Source organism: Stenotrophomonas sp. SY1 (assembly GCF_021202945.1).
In the GTDB taxonomy this organism is placed as follows: domain Bacteria; phylum Pseudomonadota; class Gammaproteobacteria; order Xanthomonadales; family Xanthomonadaceae; genus Stenotrophomonas.
The window spans coordinates 24,120-45,823 of the sequence record NZ_JAJOYR010000002.1 but is presented as its reverse complement, the minus strand read 5'-3'; the positions used below and the strand labels follow the sequence as shown (position 1 = coordinate 45,823).

At 66.2% G+C, this 21,704-nt stretch carries 20 protein-coding genes; 2 read left to right on the top strand and 18 right to left on the bottom strand.

Annotated features, from left to right (window positions below; all coding sequences use genetic code 11):
* Window positions 1-104: 104 nt before the first annotated feature.
* Window positions 105-785: a DUF502 domain-containing protein gene (locus LR961_RS11735; protein ID WP_232149429.1), complete on the bottom strand. Its 681-nt coding sequence runs from the start codon at window positions 783-785 to the stop codon at window positions 105-107.
* 77 nt (window positions 786-862) lie between these two features.
* Here LR961_RS11735 and LR961_RS11730 point away from each other — a divergent pair, with 77 nt between their 5' ends.
* Window positions 863-2,173 (top strand): hypothetical protein, encoded by a 1,311-nt coding sequence (locus LR961_RS11730; protein WP_232149414.1) that lies wholly within the window; start codon window positions 863-865, stop codon window positions 2,171-2,173.
* Between the two features lie 28 nt (window positions 2,174-2,201).
* Here LR961_RS11730 and LR961_RS11725 read toward each other — a convergent pair whose 3' ends face one another.
* From LR961_RS11725 to LR961_RS11645, 17 genes are all read right to left on the bottom strand, one after another.
* Window positions 2,202-2,663: a DUF4442 domain-containing protein gene (locus LR961_RS11725; protein ID WP_232149412.1), complete on the bottom strand. Its 462-nt coding sequence runs from the start codon at window positions 2,661-2,663 to the stop codon at window positions 2,202-2,204.
* Between the two features lie 288 nt (window positions 2,664-2,951).
* On the bottom strand, window positions 2,952-4,574 hold the full coding sequence (locus LR961_RS11720; RefSeq protein WP_232149410.1) for a CHASE2 domain-containing protein: 1,623 nt from the start codon (window positions 4,572-4,574) through the stop codon (window positions 2,952-2,954).
* A complete protein-coding gene (locus tag LR961_RS11715; protein ID WP_232149408.1) occupies window positions 4,571-6,202 on the bottom strand; it encodes a FecR domain-containing protein in 1,632 nt (543 codons plus the stop codon). The genes LR961_RS11720 and LR961_RS11715 overlap by 4 nt, the downstream gene beginning before the upstream one ends.
* Before the next feature lie 189 nt (window positions 6,203-6,391).
* The gene (trxA, locus tag LR961_RS11710) at window positions 6,392-7,255 is read right to left on the bottom strand and encodes a thioredoxin (RefSeq protein WP_232149406.1); all 864 of its coding nucleotides are present in this window, start codon (window positions 7,253-7,255) and stop codon (window positions 6,392-6,394) included.
* Between the two features lie 223 nt (window positions 7,256-7,478).
* Window positions 7,479-8,168, bottom strand: a complete 690-nt coding sequence (locus LR961_RS11705) for a DUF2968 domain-containing protein (protein ID WP_232149404.1) — start codon at window positions 8,166-8,168, stop codon at window positions 7,479-7,481.
* 174 nt (window positions 8,169-8,342) lie between these two features.
* Window positions 8,343-10,484, bottom strand: a complete 2,142-nt coding sequence (locus LR961_RS11700) for a TadG family pilus assembly protein (RefSeq protein WP_232149398.1) — start codon at window positions 10,482-10,484, stop codon at window positions 8,343-8,345.
* A 339-nt stretch (window positions 10,485-10,823) separates the two neighbouring features.
* Entirely contained in the window at window positions 10,824-11,201 is a 378-nt protein-coding gene (locus tag LR961_RS11695; RefSeq protein ID WP_232149394.1) for a DUF3613 domain-containing protein, read from the bottom strand.
* Complete coding sequence (locus LR961_RS11690) at window positions 11,198-12,004, bottom strand: tetratricopeptide repeat protein (RefSeq protein WP_232149391.1); 807 nt, start codon at window positions 12,002-12,004, stop codon at window positions 11,198-11,200. Before LR961_RS11690 ends, LR961_RS11695 begins: the two co-directional genes overlap by 4 nt.
* On the bottom strand, window positions 12,004-12,936 hold the full coding sequence (locus LR961_RS11685) for a type II secretion system F family protein (protein ID WP_232149389.1): 933 nt from the start codon (window positions 12,934-12,936) through the stop codon (window positions 12,004-12,006). The genes LR961_RS11690 and LR961_RS11685 overlap by 1 nt, the downstream gene beginning before the upstream one ends.
* Entirely contained in the window at window positions 12,933-13,844 is a 912-nt protein-coding gene (locus LR961_RS11680; RefSeq protein WP_232149387.1) for a type II secretion system F family protein, read from the bottom strand. The genes LR961_RS11685 and LR961_RS11680 overlap by 4 nt, the downstream gene beginning before the upstream one ends.
* Window positions 13,844-15,196, bottom strand: a complete 1,353-nt coding sequence (locus LR961_RS11675; RefSeq protein WP_232149385.1) for a CpaF family protein — start codon at window positions 15,194-15,196, stop codon at window positions 13,844-13,846. Before LR961_RS11675 ends, LR961_RS11680 begins: the two co-directional genes overlap by 1 nt.
* A 2-nt stretch (window positions 15,197-15,198) precedes the next feature.
* On the bottom strand, window positions 15,199-16,452 hold the full coding sequence (locus LR961_RS11670; RefSeq protein ID WP_232149383.1) for a fimbrial protein: 1,254 nt from the start codon (window positions 16,450-16,452) through the stop codon (window positions 15,199-15,201).
* 29 nt (window positions 16,453-16,481) lie between these two features.
* Window positions 16,482-17,732, bottom strand: a complete 1,251-nt coding sequence (locus LR961_RS11665) for a type II and III secretion system protein family protein (protein ID WP_232151135.1) — start codon at window positions 17,730-17,732, stop codon at window positions 16,482-16,484.
* 80 nt (window positions 17,733-17,812) lie between these two features.
* Window positions 17,813-18,856, bottom strand: coding sequence for a Flp pilus assembly protein CpaB (gene cpaB, locus LR961_RS11660; RefSeq protein ID WP_232149381.1), 1,044 nt, complete (start codon window positions 18,854-18,856; stop codon window positions 17,813-17,815).
* Between the two features lie 31 nt (window positions 18,857-18,887).
* Window positions 18,888-19,370 carry a pilus assembly protein gene (locus tag LR961_RS11655; protein WP_232149380.1) on the bottom strand — a complete coding sequence of 161 codons (483 nt, stop codon included), beginning with the start codon at window positions 19,368-19,370 and terminating at the stop codon, window positions 18,888-18,890.
* Window positions 19,363-19,905 carry a prepilin peptidase gene (locus tag LR961_RS11650; protein WP_232149378.1) on the bottom strand — a complete coding sequence of 181 codons (543 nt, stop codon included), beginning with the start codon at window positions 19,903-19,905 and terminating at the stop codon, window positions 19,363-19,365. Before LR961_RS11650 ends, LR961_RS11655 begins: the two co-directional genes overlap by 8 nt.
* A 17-nt stretch (window positions 19,906-19,922) precedes the next feature.
* Complete coding sequence (locus LR961_RS11645) at window positions 19,923-20,126, bottom strand: Flp family type IVb pilin (RefSeq protein ID WP_232149375.1); 204 nt, start codon at window positions 20,124-20,126, stop codon at window positions 19,923-19,925.
* 485 nt (window positions 20,127-20,611) lie between these two features.
* Between LR961_RS11645 and LR961_RS11640 the strand changes: the two genes are divergently transcribed.
* Window positions 20,612-21,565, top strand: a complete 954-nt coding sequence (locus tag LR961_RS11640) for a helix-turn-helix domain-containing protein (protein ID WP_232149370.1) — start codon at window positions 20,612-20,614, stop codon at window positions 21,563-21,565.
* Window positions 21,566-21,704: the final 139 nt, after the last annotated feature.

Sequence of the window (21,704 nt, the reverse complement as noted above, 5' to 3'; positions counted from 1 at the left end):
AGCTCCGGGTTCGGTGCCGGCCCATTCATCGTGCTGGATGTCAGTTGTGGAACGTTCCGGGGGCGATTTCCCCGCCCCCGGGTTGCCGGTTCACGCCCGGACGTTCAGGTCCTGTCGCCGGCGCGGGTGAACGGCACGGTTTCCGGGGCGACGGCGCCACCGGAGATGATGAAACTCATGGCCTGGTCCACCGTCCAGTCGGTGGGGGTCAGCAGTTCCACCGGCACGATCTCCAGATAGCCGGAGGTGGGGTTGGGCGTGGTCGGTACGTACACGGCGGCCAGCTCGCGGCCGGTGCCGGTTTCACGGATGACACGGGTGACCAGGCCCACCGACTTCATGTCACGGTGCGGGAAGTCGATCAGCACCACGCGCTGGGTGCTGCCCGGCTGGGTCTGCAGGATGTCCAGCAGCTTCTTGGCGCTGTCGTAGATGATGCTGGCCAGCGGGATGCGGCGGATTATCGCGCCAAACCAGCGCAGCAGTCGCTGGCCGATCACGCGGCGGCTGAGGATGCCCACCGCCAGGATCACCAGCATGGTGGCCAGCAGGGCAATGATGTCCTGCATCCACTCCACCTTGATCCAGCCCAGGTAGTGCGGGAATGAGGCGGCGATGCGTTCGGACAGTGGAATTACCAGCGGGCTGCTGATGCCCGACAACAGGACGAATACGAACTTGACGACCACCCAGGTCAACCAGATCGGCAACAGCGTGAGCAGGCCGGTCAGGAAAAGACGTTGCAGGGAGGGACGGGGGGAGGGGGAAACGGCATCGGGCGACATGTGCGGATTGTAGCGGTCTGTCGGGGCCGGATAAGCTCGGCCCGGTTCAGGGACGGATGCAGGGGAAGAACGCTGTGTTGAAAGCACTACGTTGGGGCTTGGGATCGCTGCTGGCCGTGCTGCTGTTGGTTGCCGGCGTGTGGGCGGTGTCGCGGCTGATGCCGATACCCGCCGCCCAGCAGCAGGCGTTGGCGCTGCTGCACCACTCCGCTGCCGAACCAGCGCCGGGCCGCAATGCCTTCGATGGGCTGTGGTTGCTGGGCCTGGAGGAGGTGTCCGACGCCGAGCGCGCTGCGATCCTGGCCGAAGACATCGAGCAGATGCAGCGTCTGGCCGAACGTCCGATCGATGTGCCGTTGCTGCCAGCGGATGTCGCAAGCGTTGCGCAGGCGCCTCATGGTCAGGTGCCGCAGATGCAGGGTTTGTGCGGATGGCGCGGGGGCGATTGCCTGGCCCGGGTCCGTGCCGATCCGGCCGCTGTGGAAGCGGCATTGGCGGGGCAACAGGGATTGCTGGCGCGGATCAGCGCCCTGTCAGGCGCGGGTCACTATCGCAACCGCTTCGTCGCCGACGCGCGCCTGCCGATGCCGAATTTCATTCTGCTGCAGCGTTCACTGCCGGCCCATGCGCTGGCCCATGTGCAGGGGCGCAGCGACGCGGCGCTGGCAGGCATCTGCGCGGATGTGCGCACGGCAAAGGTGTTGATTTCGCATAGCGACGGTCTGCTGCCGGCGAATGTGGGCGCGGCGATGATCGGCGGCAATGTGCAGCTGCTGGCATCGGTGTTGGCCGAGCTGCCACTGGATCATCCCTTGCCGGCGGCCTGCGATGGCGTGTTTGTCGCAGTGGAACCGCAGGCGCTGAGTCAGTGCCCGGCGATGCGCGGCGAATTCGCGATGGTCAGTCGTGGTGTCCAGGTTGCGCCGCAGCGCTTGCAGTGGCTGGTGTGGGACAAGCGGAAAACCGATGGCTTGATTGCACTGTCGATGGCCGGGGCCTGCAGTTCGCGCACGGCAGAAGCAGTGCAGGCAGATGTTCCCCCGTCATGGACGTCCGTGCCGCGCAGTATCTGGCGATTGGAGTGCGCGGCCAACGCGGCCGGCTGCATGGTGGCGAGCATTGCAGCACCGGCGTATGACCGCTACGGCCTGGCTCTGCAGGATGGCGGTGCACGGCTGCGCCTGGCTGAAGCGCTGTTGTGGCTGCGGGCGAACCCGCAGGCCGACGCGAGCACGGCGTTGCTGCAGATGCCGGCGCGCTTGCGCGAGGGAGAGCGGCCGCTGTTGCTGGGCAGTGATGCTGCCAGCCTGCAGGTTGCGTCCTACTACGCCAAGGACAACGGCGCGGCCTTCTCGGTGCCGTTGCCGGGCACCGCGTCCAGGCGTTGATCGCGCCGTCTGGAGCGGCGGATGGAACTCAGCTCTGCGCGCGTGCTTCGGGTTTGAGCCGTACGTAGACCTGCTTGCGCACCCGCGCCACCACTTCGCCCTGTGCGTCGAGCACGTCGTTCTCGAACCAGTGCAGGTACTTGCCACCATCGAGCGTGGAGGCCCTGACTTCGGCCAGGGTGGCATCATCCAGGCGGAACTCGGTCCACACCACGCCACGGCCGGGTTTGACGAAATCGATGCTGCCGCTCTTGTCCCACACGTAGTAGCGGCTGCCCAGGTTGCGCAGCAGGCACAGCATCCAGAACGGATCGGTCATTGCGAACAGGCTGCCACCGAAATGGGTGCGTACATAGTTCACGTTCCAGGGCCGCTGGCGCAGTTCGACCCGCACGTAGCGGTAGTCGTCGCTGATGTCGGTGACGTGGATGCCGGCAAACAGGAAGGGCGGCCACAGGTTGATGCCGCGACGGAACAGGCTGGCTTTCATTGCGAACGGAGATGGGGCGAGAGGGGAGTCGAGTCTAGCATTCGCATGCGTATGGTGAGGGTGTTGGCACGGCCCGACGGAGCTTCGTCAGGCCCAGGCCAGCGCCAGCGGCGGGGTGATTTCAGCCGCGAGGTTGGTGGGAGCTCAGGCTGAGCGGATATCCGCAATCGCTGAGGCGCCGGCCATGCCTGCATTGCCTGAAGTCGCGTCTGCCCGTTGCAGTGGCGCTGCATTGCCCCGACAGGGCGTTCTGCGGACCGCCGGGCGGCCGCGCTATGAAGAGCGGGGTTACGGGCTGGCGTGGAAGGTGTCGCGACCGGCCTGTTTGGCCAGGTACAGGGCGGCGTCGGCGGCCTCGAACAAGCGGGCCGGAAGCTCACTGGTGCCAGCCATGGCGGTGTGGATGCCGACAGTGACGCTCACCCGCGCCTGGCGTCCGCGGTCCACGCCGATGCCCAGCTCACGGACATGGGTGAGCAGGGTCTGGACCAGTTGTACGGCGCCTTCCTGCGAAGTGTCGGGCAATACCAGCGCGAACTCATCACCACCGAAACGAGCGGCCAGGTCGCGCGGCCGGCGGGCCAGCTGATCGATGGTTTGTGCCACCTGCTGCAGGATGCGGTCGCCGATGTAGTGGCCGTAGGTGTCGTTGTAGGACTTGAAGTGATCCACGTCGATCAGCACCAGGCTCAGTGGTCGGCCGCTGCGTCGGGCAGCGTCGGTTTCCATGCGCAGGGTTTCCTCGAAGCGCATGCGGTTGGCGAGTGCGGTCAGAGGGTCGCGGTTGGCCTGGTGCCGCCAGTAGCGCATCTGCCACAGGCCCCAGCCCAGCAGCAGGGCCAGGATGCCGGCCATTGCCGCCACCGGCGCGAACCACAGGTTGAATCCGTGCAGCAACAGGAAGCCGAACAGCAGCGGTGCGGGCACGGCGATGCAGGCGGTGAGCCACGGCGGCATTGCGGTGGTCATGCCCAATGCGCACAACATCACCAGCAGCGCCACGATGCCGCTCTGCGCCAATGGTGGCAGGGGGAGCAGCGTGTGCTTGCCCAGCAGCATCGAGGCGACGTTGGCCTGGTACTCGCTGCCGCTCATCCAGCGTTCGTGCGAAGTGGGGGTGAGCAGGCGCGGGGCCACGCCGCTGGCGGTCATGCCGACGATCACCAACCGGTCGCGCAGCAACGCAGCAGGCACCCGGCCGGTGAGTACGTCGCTGTAGGACACCTGCGCGAAGGTGCCCGGCGCGCCGGCATAGCGCACGCGCACATAGTTGTCGCGCCGCCACTGATATGGCGAAGGCACATCTGCCAGCGGTCCGAGCAGGCCTGGCAACGGCTCGCCGCTGCCGGCCAGCGCCGCACCCAGTGCCGGCCAGTGCGCTTCACCGACCCCTGCTTTCAGGTACAGGCCACGGGTCACGCCATCGCCGTCGATCTCGATGTCGGTGTGTGCAAGGCCCGCTGCTGCTGCGGCGATTTCCGGCACCGGCAACAGTTCTTCCGGAACCGCTTCGATGCTGGGTGCGACCGCCAGTACCGGCAGCACCACCTTGCCGTTGCGGGCGATGGCCTGGGCCAGCAGGATGTCCTGCTGCCGATCGCCGCGGTCCGGCTCAAGGAACATCAGATCCAGCGCAACCCGCTTTGCGCCAGCGTCGGTCAGCCGATCCAGCAGCCGTGCGTGGGTGCTGCGCGGCCACGGCCATTGGCCCAGCTGATGCAGGCTGCGGTCATCGATGGCGACGATCAGCAATTGCTGGTCGGGCGGGTAATCCCAGTTGCCGACCAGCTGGTCATACAGTTTTTCGTCTACCTGCCAGAACGTCTGCGCCTGGCTGGCCCAGCCCGCCAGCAGGCCGATCACCGTAGCGATCAGCAGGCGGTGCAGCCAGCGCAGGCGCAGCGCTCTCACAGCGCCAGCAGCAGCAAGGCGCCGGCACCGGCGCCATAGCAAAGCCCGCACGGCAGACGGACCTGCTGGACGGGGGAGAATGCGCCGGCATAGCCGTCATCGTCGATGGTCTGCACGCGAACATGCAGGGTGCCGCCGCGCCAGGGGCGCTTGAGTGCGATTTCGGGCGTGGCGGTTTCCTGGTCGAGCAGCGGCTTGCTGAAGTCACCACGGCGGGCGACCTGCACGCGGTAGCGCTGGCCGGGTTCGCCGGCCTGCCAGCGCAGAGTGAAGTAGCCCTTGGCTGCCTTGGCCGATTCCAGCTGCGGGTCCACCGGCGCGTCGCTGACCTGCAGCGGCAGGGCCTGGCCAAAGCGGCCGCGCTGGCCCTGCGCATCGAGTGAGGCCACGCGCCAGAAGTAGTTGCCCGGTGCCAGTTCGGTCTTCGGGCGCAGGCGGTTGGAGCGGGTCTGCTGCTCGACCAGCGGTTGCAGGAACAACGCGTCGCTGGCGACCTGCACCACGCTGGCGGCGGCGTCGGGAACCATCGCCCATTCGAAACGGGGCTGCGGCTGGTGCACGGTCTGGCCATGCAGTGGCGCAAGCGTCAACGGCGGTTGCGGGCCATCGGGAACCGGGAAATCACGCTCGGCATCGCGCCCTTCGGTGCCATCGGCGGCCACTGCGCGTACCAGCAGGCGCAGTTGTCCGGGGGGCAGGTCGTCGATGTGCAGTTCCGGGGTGGCGGTATCGCGGGCAAACAGCAGCACTTCCGGCGCCTGTGCCTGCACCACTTCGACGCGATAGCCGGAAGCACCGGCCAATGGTTGCCAGGCGGCCAGCAACGGCAGCGATTCCAGCCGCAGCCGGGCCGGGTCCAACTGCGGTGCCGGCAACAGCGGCTGCGCTTTGGCCGGGGCCTGGCTGGCCGAACTGCTGACCGTGGCATGGCCGGAGTCGACCAGCTCATCGCCACCACGGTTGCCGACCTGCACGCGGCCTTCCAGCACTTCGGTGGCCGGTGCCTGCTGCGCGCCGTTGCCGGCGCTGACGCGGAACACGGTGCCGCGCACGCTGCTGGTCGCGGTGGGGGCGGTGATCATGTAACGCGAAGCGGGACCGCGCGCCGGTGTCACCCGGTTGCTGCTGCGACCGCGCTGCAGGCGGATGCGGGTATCCACCATGCCGGTGTCGCCGTAGCTGCTGAGCTGATCCAGCTGCAATTGCGAGTTCTCGCGCAGTTGCAGGTGCGAGTCATCGGCGAAGACCAGGGTCACACTGGCATCGGCACCGGTCTGGATCTGGCTGCCGATTCCCAGGGTCATGCCTTCCTGCACGGCGCGGCTGCTCAGGTGTGCCGCGCTGACCTGCACCGGGCCGCGCACGGCCAGCACGCGGGCCGGCGCCGGCTCCACCCGCAACCATGCAATGGGGAAGCGCAGGGTCTGTCCAGGTGGCAGTTGATAAGGGTTGGCGACGCGGTTGTGCGCCTGCAGCGAGTGCCATGAAACGCTGGGCTTGAGGTAGCGGCTGCCCAGATCCCACAACGTATCGCCCGGGCGTACCCGGTAGCTCCAGTCCTGGGCGGTGGCAGGGAAGACACAGGCAAGCAACAGGACGACGAGCGCGGCCCGTAACAGGGCGTTCAAACGTAACAGCCGCGGATTGAGCGATGGCACGGGCTTCCAGATCCTAAGGCACGGGAACATGGCGCCCGGCAGCACCGGGCATCCCCATCCCCCGAGCGTCGCAGCGGGGCGCTACGACGCGCTCATCACGATGATGAACGTCACAATTATCGCCCGTCAGGCTCCCCGCAAACCTGAACGCAGGGAGGGTCAGAACAGCAGCGAGGACATCCTGCGGCGGTAACGGCCCACCAGGTCTTCATCCTCGATGACCCGGAAGGCGTCGATCAGGGCCTTCTTCGGCAGGCTGTCGCGGAAGCTGCGGTCGATGCGCAGCATTTCCAGGAACTGCTCCAGCGCCGCTTCGTCCTGGCCGCCGAGCAGGTGGTGGATACCCAGCTGGTAACGGGCTTCCAGATCATTGCCGTCGGCATCCACGCGACCTGCCAGTGCCTCGGTCGTGGGGGCATCCTTGAGCGCATTGCCGAAATCCAGGCGGGCGCGGGCGCGGATGGCGCGATCATCGGTGGCCAGGTTGGCGGGCAGGGCGTCGAGCAGTTCCCCGGCCTCATCGGTGGCGCCGGTCTTGAGCAGGGCCAGGGCCAGGTCGAGCTTGAGTTCGGCCTTGTCCGGCTCGGCGGTGATGGCCTCGCGCAGGGCCGCCACTTCGGCCTGCGGGTCCAGTGGCAGCGCTTCGGGTTCGGCAGCGACGTCGGCCGGAGCCTCCAGCGGGGTGACGCCATGCTGGGTGAGGAATTCACGCAGCTGGCCCTCCGGCATCGCACCGGGGAAACCATCAACGATCTGCCCATCCTTGATCAGGAATACGGTGGGCACCGAGCGGATCTGGAAGGCGGCAGCAATCTGCTGCTCCTTGTCCACGTCCACCTTGGCCAGTTCGAAGGCGCCGTGATAGTCGCCGGCCAGCTTTTCCAGGATCGGCCCGAGGGTCTTGCACGGCCCGCACCAGGTGGCCCAGAAATCGACCAGTACCGGCGTCTGCATCGATTTCTGCAGGACTTCGGCTTCGAAGGTTTCGGTGGTGGCCTCGAATACGTGGGGGAGATCGCTCATGGCTGGCTTGATGACTGACGGGACAGGAGTTCCCTTTATGGCGACGCACAGCCAGGTTCTCAACCGCCAGATTGCTGGGGAATGCTGTGTGCAGAAGCGGCGTAAGCCGCGAAGCCGGGCAGACGCCGGTTGAGCGCCTGCCCGTGAGTGTGGATTGCCCGATGGTTCGGGCGGCACGGTCAGCTTCGCGGCTGAAGCCGCTCCTGCGAAGGGGCCGCAGCGCTCAAGGCTGCGGCGGCAGGTCCTGGGTCTGCGCGGGGACCGCGGCAGCGGACGGGGCCACGCTCGGCGCAGCCGGCAGCGACAGCTCCGGGTTGACCTGCAGTGCCTGCAAGGCCTGGATCTGCTTGTTCAGCGAATCCAGCTGCGAATTGGTGGCGCGCAGGTCCGAACTCAGGGCTACCGCCTGCTGCTTGCGCTCCTGGATGGCGTTGCTGACCTGCAGCGATTGCTGGCGCTGCTGCTCCACTTCCTGTTGCAGCCCGCGCAGGCGCCGTTCGTTGAGGCTCACCAGCTTCTCGCTGTAAGCCTTGCCGGCCTGCAGGCGAACAGTATCCAGGTAGACCTGGGCCAACTGCTTGGTCTGCTCGGCGAAGGTCAGGTACAGCGACTCGGCGTTCTCCACCGACTCGGTGCGGATCACGCGCCAGAACTCCTTCTCGTGGAACAGCGCCACGTAGTAGTTCAGCGAATCGGCATGGAACAACAGGCTGGCGCCGTAGTTGCCGTTGTAGGTGGTGCGCAGTTCGGTCAGCTCGCGGTTGTTCATCAACCGCTGCAGATCGGCCACGGTGTTGCCGATGGCCGAATCCTCGCTGTTGGCCGGTGCGGCGGGGACGGCCGCCTCACCGCGTTGCCAACGCCCGGCTTGGGCTTCGGGGGCGGCGCTTACCAGGCCGGTTACGACCAGCATTGCCCAGCACAACCGGGCCGGCAGTGTCTCGATGCTTCTCATAGGACTTCGTAATTCCCCCGAATTGCGATGGCCGTCGCATCAGAAGACTGCGCACGGGATGGCGGCGAGCATAGCACGCAGAAATGCGTCAGAAAGTGCCTCGTAGAAGGCTCGGATGACATGGTCGCTGGCCTATTCCACGAGCTGGCCGCGGCCGCATTGGATGGACTGCATGTGCACGTCGGTGCGGCCCAGTTGCAAGCCCAATACGTCGGAAAGAATGACCGACAGCAGCTTGCCCACGGCGTCGAGCAAGGGCCGCAGCACCTGCTCGATCACTGGCTTGATCAGCACGCACAGCACACTGGAACAACTGCCGCCGCCGGTGGCCGGGTTGTAGCCGCCGCTGCCGGAAAGCCCGCCGGGTTTGGTCTGCAGATACTTGGCCAGCGAGTCGCGCACGCAATCGTTGTAGCGCAGCAGGCCGGTGATCAGGCCATCGCAGGCGGTGATGCCGAGCACGTCCAGCAGACCGCCCACCAGGCTGCTGTCACTGATGCCGGTCTCGCGCTTGAAACCTTCCCAGACATTGCCCTGCTCCTTGGTGGGAATGCACACCAGCACGATGTTCTTGCAGCCGGGAATCTCGGTGGTCCAGTTGCCCAGCGCCGGCAGGTCGAGTTGGTTTGCAGCGGCGTCGTGTCCGTTCTGCAGGGCGTCGACGACCTTGGCGGGGTTGTAGAAACCATTGACCTTGGTGGCTTCCAGATATTGGGTAGCCAGTTGCTTGGCTGCTTCGGAATTGTTGCCCTGGGGTGCGAACAAGGCGCCGAGCGTGCCGAGCAGTTCATTGACCAGCTTGGACACCAGCGTGCCGACCTGCAGGTCGTTGGGTTTGACGGTGCCGGTCTGGCCCTCGCTCAGTACCAGCTGGTCGCGCTGTGACAGCGCATCGAGTGCGATCTTCTTGGTGAGCACGTTGCCGCCGAACAGGGTGATCAACTGTTCGTCGGCCAGCCCGGTGCGGCACAGCTCGCGGGTCGAGTCCCAGGGCGTGCTGGCCTTGCCGACGCAGATGTTGGCGATGGCGCTGGTGACGTCCACCGTGGCCGTTGCCGGTTGCGCGTTGCAGTTGATTGCTTCCAGCCGGCCGAAGCCATCGATCACGTCGATGTAGGTGGGTAGCCTGATGCGGGTGCCGAGCCAGTCCAACACCGCGCCCAGCGCGGGAATGCGCTTGGAGTCGATATCCAGGAACAACCGCACCTGGCTGTTGTAGGCGGTGGTGCCGACCGGGCCGATCGCAATCGAAGCGGGTTCGACCACGCTGGCCTTGGCTTGCACCAGGCCCAGCAGGTTCAGTTGTGGCACTTCCACCGCGTGCCGGGAATTGGCGATGGAAATGCTGGTGCCGATCAGTTCCAGCGCATTGAGGTCCAGGTCAAGTGCGCCGCTGGCCGCCTGGCTGCCGCCGACGATGTTGGCGAACAGCCCGTTGCTGGTTGCGGTGGAGCCGAGTTGCACCATGACATCGCGCAGGCCAACCCGCGCCAGTTCCTGCTTCAGCAGGCCGACGCCAACACCGAGTACGCCCTGTTCATTGGCGGCGGTGGCCATGAGATCGAGCAGCTGGCCGACGCTGATCTGGTTGGCGGCCAGCAGACTGTTGAGTTCGCCGGCGTTGATGTGGGCTTTCACGTGCACGCCGAGCGCTTCGAGCAGGCCGCGCGGAGTAATCTTCACCTTGGCTAGGCCCTGGTAGCTGCCGATCTGGGTCTGGTTGAGGTCGATGCCGACCAGCCGCAACAGCCCTTGCAGCGGTGTATTGCTGTTGACGTTGAGCAGGCGCGAGCCAACGCTGAAGGCAGCCTGCGGTGGCGTGCGCCGGGCCACGGCGGTGGCGCTGATGACAGGCATGGCGCCCAGCTGGCCGAGGAAGGGGATGGCCTGGCGTGATGCGGTGACACGCACGGCATTCAACGGGCGGCTGGCGGTGATGGCAACGAAGCGCGCGTCGGCCGGCAGTTCCGCGCCCCAGTAACCGCAATCGATGGCAAGCGTGCCGCTGAAGGCGTTGTCGGTGAGGGCGTTGCGGCGCGCGGCCAGGTTGTCGCGATAGTCGGTGGTGCATTGCTCCAGCCGCTGCGCGCCGGCCAGTGCGGCCAGGTCGGCGGTCTTCTGCACATCGCGCTTGGTCCAGAACAGGTAACCCACTTCCACCAGGCCAAGGATCACGACCAGGCCCAGCAGCAACAGCATCATCATCACGGCTGCGCCGCCGCGCTGGTCGCCGTGGCGGGAGCGGAGGCGGGCATGGACGCCGCTGTGGTTCATGGCGCGGTTTCCAAGTGTGGGTTGGATTTCTCTGTTGTGTATGCAGGGGGCGGTGGGATCGGATATCGCGGTGCGCTGCGCTTGTCGCGCACTGCGCGTTTGCCCTCATCCGCCCTCCGGGCACCTTCTCCCGCCAGCGGGAGAAGGGAGTTGAGGCCAGAGCTGGGGCCAGAGCCAAAGCCAAAGCCAAAGCCAGAGCTGGAGCCGAAGCCGAAGCCGAAGCCAGAGCTGGAGCCGAAGCCAGAGCCGAAGCCAAAGCCAAAGCCAAAGCCAAAGCCAAAGCCCGCATGCGGCAGAGGGCAGGCCATGTCCGTATGCGTGTCTGGCTTCATGGCGCCCTCAGTTGCCGCCACCTTGTTCGGAACTTGGCAGGGTGGCTTCGAAGTACTCCGGAATCGGATGGTCGAAGCTGTTGAGGTAGCGCTGGTAGCTGCGGCTGGCGGCTTCGCCGAGCATCGGCAGGGCGTTTCCGGCGCGGCTGCCGTCGGCCTGTAGCTGCAACAGGGCCCGGGTGGTGTCACCGATCTGTGCGCGCGTCGGGTTGCTGTTGACGACGGCGACAGTCGACGGCTGGTTCGCGCTGGTTGTCTGCGTGGTGGTGTTAGCCGGCGGGTCGGCCATGCGTTCGATCAACGGTGAATGTTGTGCGGAGGCAAGCGCTGCCCAGCCGAACAGAACCGGCAGCAGCGCGGAGGTGAACCGACGAGGCATGTTCATTGGATCAGCTCCTGTGGCTTGGCGGCGGGGTTGAAGCGGTCCAGCATCGAGCCCGGTGGCAAGGGCGGCAGCGCGGTGGCCGATGCGGATTGCTGCGCAGCCAGTGGCGGCTGCGGGCCGGCACTGGCCGCTGCCGGTCGGCGCAGGGTCTGCGCCAGCCGATGGATCTCCTGACGCGTGGCGTTGGGCAGGTTGGCGCGCTGGATCATGGCCTCGGCCATCGACGACTGGCCGCTGAGCAGTGCCCACAGCGCCAGGTTGGACACCGCGCGTGCATTGCCCGGTGCCAGTTCGGCTGCCTTGGCCAGTGGTGCGCGGGCCGCCTCGGTGTCGCCCGACTGCAGCAGCGCGAAGCCGAGGTCGCCCAGGTAGGTGACGTTGAGCGGATCGGACTGCACCGCGTTGCGCAGTGCTTGGTTTGCCTGGGCGAGATCGTTGTCGCTGGCCGCGATCAGCCCCAGCCCGTGCCAGGCCGATGCGGACTGCGGGCCTTTGAGCAGGCTGCGATACAACTGGGTGGCGGCGGCATTCTCGCCGGTCTGGCGCAGCGCATCAGCTTGCAGGACGCGCAGCTCAGGGCTGTCGCCGAAGCGCTGGCGGAACGCATCGATGTGCGCCAGCGATGCGAAGTAGGCGCCCTGGTCCTGCATCTGCCGCAGCAGGTCCAGATACATGGCGCGATCGTTCTGCGGGGTTTCCACCAGCGCTGGTTCCGGCGGTGGCGATTTGTAGGCCGCGCGCGGGCCGCAGGCGGTGGCCAGCAGCGGCAGCAACAGGACGAGCAGATAGTTCGGCGTGCGCATCACATCCCCTTGATCGCGTTGGCCAGCGAAATGATGGCCGGGCCACCGAGCACCAGCATCAGCGCCGGCAGCAGGGTGAGCATCATCACCACGGTCATCTTCACCGACAGCTTTCCCACCTTTTCCTTCATCTTCATCCGGCGCTGTTCGCGCAGGCGCATGCCGAACTGCTTGAGCGGCTCCTGTACCGCGCCGCCGTGCTGGTGAACCTGCAGCACCATCTGGATCAGGCTGCGCAGATCGTCGTTGCCGAAGGATTCGGACAGACGCCGCAGCGATTGCTCGCGGCTGCGTCCGCGCGTGTAGCTGGTGTTGGCCAGTTGCAGCTCCTTGCCCAGCACCGGTATGGCGATGTGCAGCTTCTCGCCGATCATCTGCAGGCTCTGGTCGATGCTGAAACCCACGCCCTGCAACAACCGCAGCAGGTCGATCAGCAGCGGCAGTTCCTCGTTGACCTTGCGCCGCAGACGCCCGGCCCAAGTGCGCAGGATCAGCTTGGGCAGCAGGATGCCCAGCGCGAACCCGACCAGCAGCACGATCAGCGCCTGGCTGCCCTGCGGACGCACCAGCAGCAGGCCAAGCACCGGCAGCGACAGGGCCAGCACGATGCGCAGCGCAAGGAACATGGCGGTGCCGTTGCTGTGGTTCCAGCCGACCTGCTCCAGCAGCAGCCGGTCTTCCGGTGCCAACAGTGCCTTCTGGATGCGGCTGCCATCGAAGTGCTGGCCGATCGCGGCCAGCTCGGCCAGGCGTTGTTGCCACCAGCCACGCGGGGCGTCGGTTGTTTCGGCGCTGGGCTTCTTGTGGTCCAGCGCGCTTTGCAGCGCGACGTTGGCCTGCTGGTTGCGGCGACCGCGATACAACAGCCCGGCAGTGGCCAGCAGCAGCGCCAGTACCACCAGCAGCAGCGACAGTGACAGCAGCAGGTTCATAGCGATTTGGCCAGACGGTACAGCGCGAATGCGCCCACGCCTTCGAGCAGGATCGCGATCAGCATGATCTTCCTGCCAAGCGGGTCATGCAGCATGGGTTGAAAAAAGTCCGGGCTCAGCAGTGCCATGAACAGCGCTGCCAGCACCGGCAGCGATCCCAGCACCCAGGCGGACATGCGGGTTTCGGAAGTGGTGGCCTGCAATTCGCGCTGGACCTCTTCCAGGTCGCGCATGAAGTCGCTCATGCGTTGCAGGATCTGGTCACTACGCCCGCCGATGCGGATGCTGGTGCCGAGGATCACCGCCAACATTTCCAGCGGACGCAGGCGGTAGGCCTGGGCGGCGTGTTGCAGGGCGCGGTCCAGGTCCATGCCGGCGCGGGTGTAGCTCAGGGCGTTGTCCAGAATGGGCCGCAGCGGCGGATCCACGTTCTGCGTAGCGCTCTGGAAAGCCATCGACAGGCTGTTGCCGATGCCGGCCATGCGCACCATGTTTTCCAGGAAGTCCGGCATCTGCGAGATCAGCCGCTGCTGGGTCTTCTCGATGCGGCGATGCAGCCACAGGCCGGCACCGAGCAGGTACAGGGCCAGCACGAACAGCCCGAACAGGACCGAGTTCATGCGCATGCTTGTGCCGACCGCAGCCAGTACGCCGGGCAGCGCCAGCAGCACCAGCGTGCGCGGTGATTCGGGCAGGCTGGCGCGACGCAACAGCTCGGCCCAGCGCCGCACCGGTTTGCGCTGTGCCGCGGCCGGGTCGGCCGCGCCTTGCGGGCTGGTATTGGACAGGCGGGTTTCCGCATGCTCGGCGGCCGCGCGCTGTTGCGCACGCGTGGCCAGCCCCCACCACAGCCCCATCGCGATGGCGACGAGCAGCAGCGCGGAACTGCCGAGCAGCAGCGGCAACATCAGGCCATCCCCGCCATGTTGGCCTCGCGCAGTTCCTGGCGGAACGGTTCGAGTTTGTGGCAGTGCGGGTGGAAGCCCAGGCCCACCCAGCGGTCGCGTTCGCGGCTGTCGCCGTCCACCCAGGCTTCGTGTTTGAACAGCTCCTGGCTGGTGATGATGTTGTCGCTGACGCCGGTGATCTCGGTGATGGAGGTGATGACACGACGGCCACTGCCCAGCCGCGAGATCTGCACGATGAAGTCGATGGCGCTGGCGATCTGCCGACGCAGGCTGTCCTCGCTGCCCTGGAACCCGGCAAAGCCGGCCAGCATCTCCAGCCGGTACAGGCAGTCGCGCGGCGAATTTGCGTGGATGGTGGCCATCGAACCGTCGTGACCGGTGTTCATCGCCTGCAGCATTTCCAGCACTTCGGCGCCACGCACTTCGCCGACCACGATGCGATCCGGACGCATGCGCAGGCTGTTGCGCACCAGGTCGCGGATGCTGACCGCACCGGCACCGTCAAAGCCGCCCAGGCGGCTTTCCAGCCGCACCACATGCGGATGATTGAGCGAGAGTTCGGCGGTGTCCTCGACGGTGATGACGCGTTCGTTGTGCGGGATGAACGCCGCCAGTGCGTTCAGCAGTGACGTCTTGCCCGAGCTGGTGCCGCCGGAGATCAGGATGTTGCAGCGTCCACGCACCATCGCGTTGAGCAGCGCATACATCGGCTTGTCGAACGCGCCACGGCCAAGCAGTTCGTCCGGGGTGAACGGGTCCTTGCGGAATTTGCGGATCGACACCATCGGCCCGTCCACGGCCAGTGGCGAGATGATCGCGTTGAGGCGGCCGCCGTTGGGCAGGCGCGCATCGACCATCGGATTGGAGTCGTCCAGGCGGCGACCAAGCGGGGCGATGATCCGACGCAGGATGCGCAGCAGGTGGCGGTCATCGCTGAAGCGCTGTGTGGCCCGGCGCAGCTGGCCGCCACTGGAGACATGCACGTCGCGGTAGCCATTGATCAGGATGTCTTCGATCTCCGGGTCGTGCAGCAGGTCGTCCAGCGGGCCAAAGCCGGTCAGTTCCTTCTGCAGGGCGCGCGCGACCGCCTCCATCTCGTGCGCGTTGACCGGGATCTTCCATTCCTTGACGAAGGCGGCGGTCTGCGACTGCACGTAGCGGCCTACCGTTTCCGGCGACCAGGAGTCGATGTCCACGCGCTGGTCTTCGACGTGGTTGAGCAGGTACTCATGTGCGGCCGAGAGCACGCTCTGGAATTGTTCGGTCTGCTCGAACGGCAGGCTCGCCAGCGGTTCGGCGGGCAGCGGCGGCACGTTCGCGCGGGCGGGCAGCGGAGTGACTTTGTCTTCCATCTTTATTTACCGAGCAGGTTGGCGAGGCGGGCCAAGGGAGACGCCGGTGCCGGCGCGGCGGTGGCGCCTTGGCGCCGGTCGAGCAGGTGCTGCAGTGGCGCAAGCGCCTTGAGGTAAGGGTCGCGCGGTGCGGCTTCGGTCAGCAGCCGGCCCAGCCCTGCGTTGGAACGCAGTACGCGCGAGCGATCCGGGATGGTGGCCAACAGCGGCAGCTGGAAACGCTGCGCGATCTGCGTATCGGCCAAGCCGCCATTGGCGTCGTAGTGGTTGACGATCAGTTTCAGCCGCGCATCGCGTTGGCCGCGCTGGTCCAGCTCGCGAACGGTCTGGTCCAGTGACACCAGCGAGCCGATGGCCTGGTCGGCGACCAGCCAGATTTCGGTGGCACTGCGCAGTAGTGCGTCGGGCAGCAGCTGGATCGGCAAGCCGCCGGCATCGCACAGGGTCAGCGCGAACACGCTGCGCAGGCGGTCGAGCAGTGCACCGGGCTCGTGCTTCTTCAACAGCGTGCCGCTGGCGTTGCCGAGCAGGGCCAGGCCGCTGGCATGGTGGGCGAACGCCGTACCAGCGAAGGTGCGGTCAAGGCGCTCGACGCTGTGCAGGGCCTGTTCGTAGTTGAAGTGGCTTTCCATGCCCAGGTAAAGCGCGGCATCGGCCGAGGGCTGGCCCAGGTCGAGCAGCAGCAGCCAGCTGTGCAGTTGGCCGTTCTCGGGGACCGGCGGGTCCTGCTCGGCGAGCATCGCACCCAGATGCGTGGCCAGCGTGCTGGTGCCCACGCCGGGGCGCACGCCCAGCAGCAGCACCAGCCGGCCGCTGGGTTTGGTTTCCGGTGCGGGCATGGCCATGTTGCGGGTTGGCGTGGGCGTGCTGCCGACACGCTCGAACACTTCCAGCATCTGCGTGGTGGTGTTGTCGATATCGATGAAGTCACGCACCCCGGAGCGGACCGCCGCCAGCAGGTGGTTGGCCTGTTCCGGGCCGGTGGTGCCGACGCCGATCAACGAGGTGCCGGGCTGCTGGCTGCTCAGCTGGCGCGCGATGTCGGTGGAATAGGCCGCGTTGCCGCCGCAATAGTCCAGCAGCACCACCGCATCATCGGGCGTGCCTTCGAGCAGTTGCCGGGCGCTGATCTCGCGGCTGTCCACCCAGCGGATTTCCGCGTGCCCGGACAACATCGTGCCCAGCCGCGCGATATGCCGGTTGTCCGGCGCGTACAGCACCAGCTGCAATGCGTTCGTGCTTGGGGTCAGGGGCAACGGCATCACCGGGGACATGGGGGCGGGCTTCAGCGTGAGAAACCGGGGAGCTGGTCGGGGCCGGCAGGCGCCAGCAGCCACGAGCCCCAGACCGGCAGTTTGGGTTGTGATTCGCGCTGCCCAGGCAGCGGAATGTCGGTGCCGCGAGCCAGCGGCTTGACCAGCCGCGGTGTCACCACGATCACCAGTTCCTTGTCCTCGCGCTTGTAGTTGAGGTTGCGGAAGAACGAGCCGATCACCGGGATGTCGCCCAGCAACGGAATCTTGTTGACCACCGAGGACAGCTGGCTGCTGACCAACCCGCCAATGACGAAGCTCTCGCCATCGCCGAGTTCCACCGTGGTGTCGGCGCGGCGGGTGGAGATGGCCGGGATCTGGGTGCCGTCCAGGACGATGCCGCGGCTGTAATCCAGGTCGCTGGCTTCCGGCGCCACCTTCAGCGAAATACGGTCGGCCGAGAGCACTGTCGGGGTGACGGTCAGGCCGATGCCGAATGGTTTGAAGGTCACCGTGGTGGTGCCAAGGCCCTGCGGTTCGAGAATGGGCAGCTCACCGCCGGCCAGAAAGCTGGCGCTCTGCCCGGACAGCGCCACCAGCGTCGGCTCGGCCAGCACCCGCGCCATGCCGTTGCTTTGCAGCAGGTCGATGTTGGCGTCCCATTGGCCGGGCAGGGATTTGGCCACCAGCTTGAATGCCGAGGACAGTGCGCCGCCGTCGCCACCACCGGCCGGCGAGGCGATGCCGTAACTGAAGCCGCCATTGGTGTTGGTGAAGTTGATGCCGATCTGCTTCATCACCGTCTTGTTGAATTCCACCACCTTCACTTCCACCTGCACCACGCCGCTGTTGGCGATGGTGGAGGCGTCGGCAATCAGGCCCTTGTCACCTACCGATGAGGCCGCTGCCTTGCGGCTGGCCTCGTGTTCCAGCAGCGATGCCGAGCTGCCGGACAGCAGCGCCTGCGTCCCCTGCACGGTGACTTGGCTGCCGCCACCATCCAGCAGACCGCCCTGGATGGCGTTGCGTACTTCGACCCGCACCCGCGACGGCGCGGCCTGGTTGCGCAGCCACAACAGCAACGTGGTGCTGCCGGCCGACTTGCCGACCAGCAGGGCCTCGTTGTTGCGGCCCAGGCGGGTGATGTCGGCGATGGACGGGTCGGCAATTGCGATGCGTTCCACCCCGCTGGGCAGGTTCCAGGGACGCTGTTCGTTGAGCTCCAGCAGCACCATGTTGGCCGGTGCTTCGGCATGTGCGGGCGGGGCAAGCAGCAGCGGCATCACGCCCGCGCCAGACAGCAGCAGCGCGGCGAGCAGGGAAGTGGATGTGTGCGAACGCTGGAACAAGAGCGGGCCTCCGGTCATGGCGAAGACAGGCGATTGGACGGTGTCGTCCCACGGATGATTTCGATGTTGTTGCGGTTGACCGGGCGGTTGCCGCGCGCCCTTGGTGCTTGCGCCTGCGCCGGGACTGCGGTGGGCTTGCGTGTGTCATCGCCGGCCAGTGCGGCCAGGCTGATGCCGGCAAAGGCCTGGTTTTCAGGACGGCTGGCGGCATCGGCATCGGCCGCATCCAGGTTCCCGCGCAGCGCCAGTACCGGCGCCGGTGCGGCGAACAGCGAGGCGTCGGCCAGTGCGGTGTCACCAGGGTTGCGTAGCGCCAGGAACAGCCGGCCATTGTGTGCGGCCAGCAGCAGTTGCCCGGCATCTTCCACCGGCACCGCGAGGATCGCGCTGCGCGCGGGAGCGTTGGCCTGGTCACTGCTGGAACCGCTGGCATTGCGTGAGGCGATGGTCTCAGCGCGGCTGCCGGGTTCGGGCTGGCCGGTGCTGCCTTCAGTGCTGGCGGCCTGTTGCCGGCCGACATCATCGGCGCCGTAACCAAGCACGCGCAGACGTGACAACAGCAGCCGTGCCTGCGGATTGGCATTCTGGTTGCTGTCATCGGTGGGGCTTTGCAGGCTCACGAATACATCCACGTAGTCGCCGGGCGTGACCCGGTTGCTGACGCCGGCCAGCTCGTCCACCGGCACCGATACCGCGCGCTCGCCGGGTTTGACGGTGGCCGCGATGCCCTGCAGCAGTTGGCTCGGCGCGAGCATCGCGCCGGCAGCGATGTCCCTGCCAGGCACCCGTCCGGCAACCTCGTCGATGCTGGCAAAGCCTTCGTTGGGGGCCACGGGAAGTTCGGTGGTGGACAGGTCGGCAGCGGCAATGGGTTGCCCGGCAATCAGCGCGCGGGTGGCGACCACCACCACGCGTGCCGGGACCTTGGCTGTTGTGGCGGCAGCGACCGGCGCATCGGCGGCCGGCGCGGAACGGCGCGCGATGCCAACGGCCAGTACGGCCAGTATTCCGGCCAGTACCAGCAACAGGATGGCGGCTATGCGTATTGCCTTTGGCATCGTGAAGCTCCCTGTTGCGCGGTTCGATGGGTCAGCGGGTGCCCAGGTCCAGTTGCACGACTGCGGTGCTGCTCAGTGATTGACCCAGGCTCCAGCTCAGCAGGCGACCGGTGCCGGGCAGGAACGGATGGGCGTCGTAGTTGTAGGAGGCGGTGACCCGGATGCACTGCACGCTGGCATCGGAGGTGCAGGCATAGGACTGCGACACCACCACCGGTGGCGCATCGGCCACGCCGCAGGCCGGCGTGGTCCGCGAGAAATTGAGCAGCCATTGCATCGAGCGCGCGGCTGCCTGGCAGGCATTGCTGCGGCGCTCGGTGATGTCGCCGTAGCGCAGCGCAGCGCGCGCGCCTTCGCCGGCCGCCAGCGCCAGCGACTGCTGGGCGGCGAAGATCATCACCCCGGTGAAGGTGACCAGCAGCAACGGCAGCACCCCAAACATCAGCAGGAACGCGAATTCGATGGTCACCACGCCGCGTGTGTGGCGTCGTTGGTGGTAGCGACGCTCAGACATGGCCGCCTCCGATCAATGTGTAACCGATCATCGCCAGGCCCAGGTAGGCAGCGTAAGGAATGCCACTGCGTCCCTGCCGTGCCACACGCAGATCGCGTTGCCAGTGGTGCAGCCAGGCCGGAGCCGGACGGGCTGACAGCGGGCCGGTGATTGCAGTCAGAGAACCGGCCACCAAAGGCCACGCGACGACGAGGAGCGCGTGGCCTCCGGCAGCAAGGCTGGCAAATACCCAGATGGGCAGCAATGCCTTGGTGCCCAGCAGGAAGCCGATGGTCGAGAACAACTTCACGTCACCGGCTCCCATCCAGCCGATGGCATGGAAGGGCAACAACACCAGCAGCCCGATCACGCCACCCAGCAGGCATTGGCCGATGGACGGGGAGGGTGCTGCCCCCTCTGCCAGGGAAATCATCTGCGCGAGGGCCACCACACCCAGCACCGTCAACAATGCGCGATTGCTGACGCGACGTGCGGTCATGTCGCTGATGGCCACATGCAGGCCGAGCAGCAGAGCGGTGAGGGTGAGCAGGCTCATGGCGCTTGCCTGATGGCTCAGCCTGCAGGAGGCGTGGTGCTGCCACCGCCGGTGCCACTGACCACGGCTTTGATCTTGGTCAGCACGGCGTTGAAGACTTCGGTGAGGCCATCGCGCGCGAAGAGAATGATGATGCCGGCAATGACCGCCGCCAGCAGCCCGTACTCCAGTGCGGTGACGCCATCTTCTTCTTTGAAGAACTTCCGGATCTGAGCGTTCATTGCGTTCTCCCTGATGACCCGGTTGTCGGTGTTGCACCGACAAACAGCCGGGCAAAGTAGGGCATTGCTGCCCGATAAGGTCATTGGGTTGCCCTGCACCGACAGGCGTGCCGATGGCGGTTTGCATAGCCGAACTACCGGCTTTTCCCCGCCGATGCTTCCGCCTCCCCTGTCGGCATGCGTGGCATGCCCGGGAGCATCATTGCAACAAGGGTGTGAAGCCGGATGCGCAAATTCGGCAATAACCAACTGTTTTTCATTTCCGTGATGTAAGTCTCTATTTCACACATCCGCTCTTACAGAGAACTCATCGTTTATTTGTCAGTATCGGAACCGTTGGCGATGTAGCCCAGTTGTACGAATTCAGGTTTTCCGCCGTTGTTTTCAGCATGTGCGTCAGGGGATTGCAGGTGGCGATGACGGCCTGCGATGGCAAGTCTGGCTTCTGAAGTGGCACCCGTCCGGGTGCCGCAAAGGCGTTTCACATGGATGCGGTTGCTGACGGTCGTGGTTTGCGGTCCTTCGATCTGGCGTCGCTGGGGAGCACCCTGCGGGTATGCCATGTCGAGCTGGTGCTGCTCGACGACCAGCCGCCGACTGCTGCGATCTCCTCGTTCGTGCATGACCAGGCACTGCTGTGCACCTTCGAAATGGGCGCACGCACGCGCGGGCGCTTCGTGCTGCCGCTGGATTGGTGCCTGCTGGGCTGGCTGCAGTCGGTGGATGCCGAAAGCAGCTGGTGCCACGGGGTGCCACTGACCTCCGGCAATGTCGTCTCGGTGATGCCTGAAGGCGTTACCGAGTTCGCACTGGGTGCCGGTAGCCGCGTGACCTTCGTGCTGGTGCCACTGAAGCGATTCCAGGAGCGGGCCGCGGCACAGCGCCTGGGCGGGCTGGGCGAGGAGGCGCCGGGCATGCCGCTGGTCAGTGGTCGGCCGCACATTCCGTTGCAGGCGTACTACCAGGGGCTGCATGAGCGCATCACCCAGGGCGAGGTCACCAGCGACGAGATCAACGCCATGCTCGATGCGCATGTGAAGGAGCTGATCTCCAATGGCCCGGTGGAGCGGGTGTCGTGCAACCGCAGTCGGCGTCAGCGCTACCTGATCTTCCGCCGTGCCGAAGACTTGATGTACGCCAATCTGCGTCGCCATATCTACATGCAGGAACTGTGCGATGCCGCCGGGGTCAGCGAACGGGCGCTGCGTTACGCGTTCGAAGAACTGGTCGGTATTTCGCCCGTGCGTTATCTGTCGATGCTACGGCTGTGCGAGGCGTGTCGCGGGCTTTCCAATGCCGATGCCGGGCGCAAGTCGGTCAAGTCCATCGCACTCAGTTGCGGACTGTGGGATCTGTCGCGCTTTGCCGACAACTACCGCCGGGTGTTCGGCGAGCTGCCCAGCGAAACCCTGATGCGCGGCACCTACACGCCGGCTTGAGGTTTCGTTTCTTTCATCCCTAAGCCTTCCGTTTCTCCTTTGCCATTGCCGCGAAGCAGACGCTTCTGTTTTTGCGTTCGCCTCTGATGCAGCAGAACAGAGAACGTAAGAGCGCGATTGATGCCCCGACATCCGTCGA

Coding starts and splice junctions, on each gene's coding strand:
- LR961_RS11735 (WP_232149429.1), bottom strand. CDS start 785: ATGTCGCCCGATGCCGTTTCCCCCTCCCCCCGTCCCTCCCTGCAACGT.
- LR961_RS11725 (WP_232149412.1), bottom strand. CDS start 2,663: ATGAAAGCCAGCCTGTTCCGTCGCGGCATCAACCTGTGGCCGCCCTTC.
- trxA (WP_232149406.1), bottom strand. CDS start 7,255: ATGAGCGATCTCCCCCACGTATTCGAGGCCACCACCGAAACCTTCGAA.
- LR961_RS11705 (WP_232149404.1), bottom strand. CDS start 8,168: ATGCTGGTCGTAACCGGCCTGGTAAGCGCCGCCCCCGAAGCCCAAGCC.
- LR961_RS11700 (WP_232149398.1), bottom strand. CDS start 10,484: ATGAACCACAGCGGCGTCCATGCCCGCCTCCGCTCCCGCCACGGCGAC.
- LR961_RS11695 (WP_232149394.1), bottom strand. CDS start 11,201: ATGAACATGCCTCGTCGGTTCACCTCCGCGCTGCTGCCGGTTCTGTTC.
- LR961_RS11690 (WP_232149391.1), bottom strand. CDS start 12,004: ATGCGCACGCCGAACTATCTGCTCGTCCTGTTGCTGCCGCTGCTGGCC.
- LR961_RS11685 (WP_232149389.1), bottom strand. CDS start 12,936: ATGAACCTGCTGCTGTCACTGTCGCTGCTGCTGGTGGTACTGGCGCTG.
- LR961_RS11680 (WP_232149387.1), bottom strand. CDS start 13,844: ATGTTGCCGCTGCTGCTCGGCAGTTCCGCGCTGCTGCTCGTCGCCATC.
- LR961_RS11675 (WP_232149385.1), bottom strand. CDS start 15,196: ATGGAAGACAAAGTCACTCCGCTGCCCGCCCGCGCGAACGTGCCGCCG.
- LR961_RS11665 (WP_232151135.1), bottom strand. CDS start 17,732: ATGCCGCTGCTGCTTGCCCCGCCCGCACATGCCGAAGCACCGGCCAAC.
- cpaB (WP_232149381.1), bottom strand. CDS start 18,856: ATGCCAAAGGCAATACGCATAGCCGCCATCCTGTTGCTGGTACTGGCC.
- LR961_RS11655 (WP_232149380.1), bottom strand. CDS start 19,370: ATGTCTGAGCGTCGCTACCACCAACGACGCCACACACGCGGCGTGGTG.
- LR961_RS11650 (WP_232149378.1), bottom strand. CDS start 19,905: ATGAGCCTGCTCACCCTCACCGCTCTGCTGCTCGGCCTGCATGTGGCC.
- LR961_RS11645 (WP_232149375.1), bottom strand. CDS start 20,126: ATGAACGCTCAGATCCGGAAGTTCTTCAAAGAAGAAGATGGCGTCACC.
- LR961_RS11640 (WP_232149370.1), top strand. CDS start 20,612: ATGGATGCGGTTGCTGACGGTCGTGGTTTGCGGTCCTTCGATCTGGCG.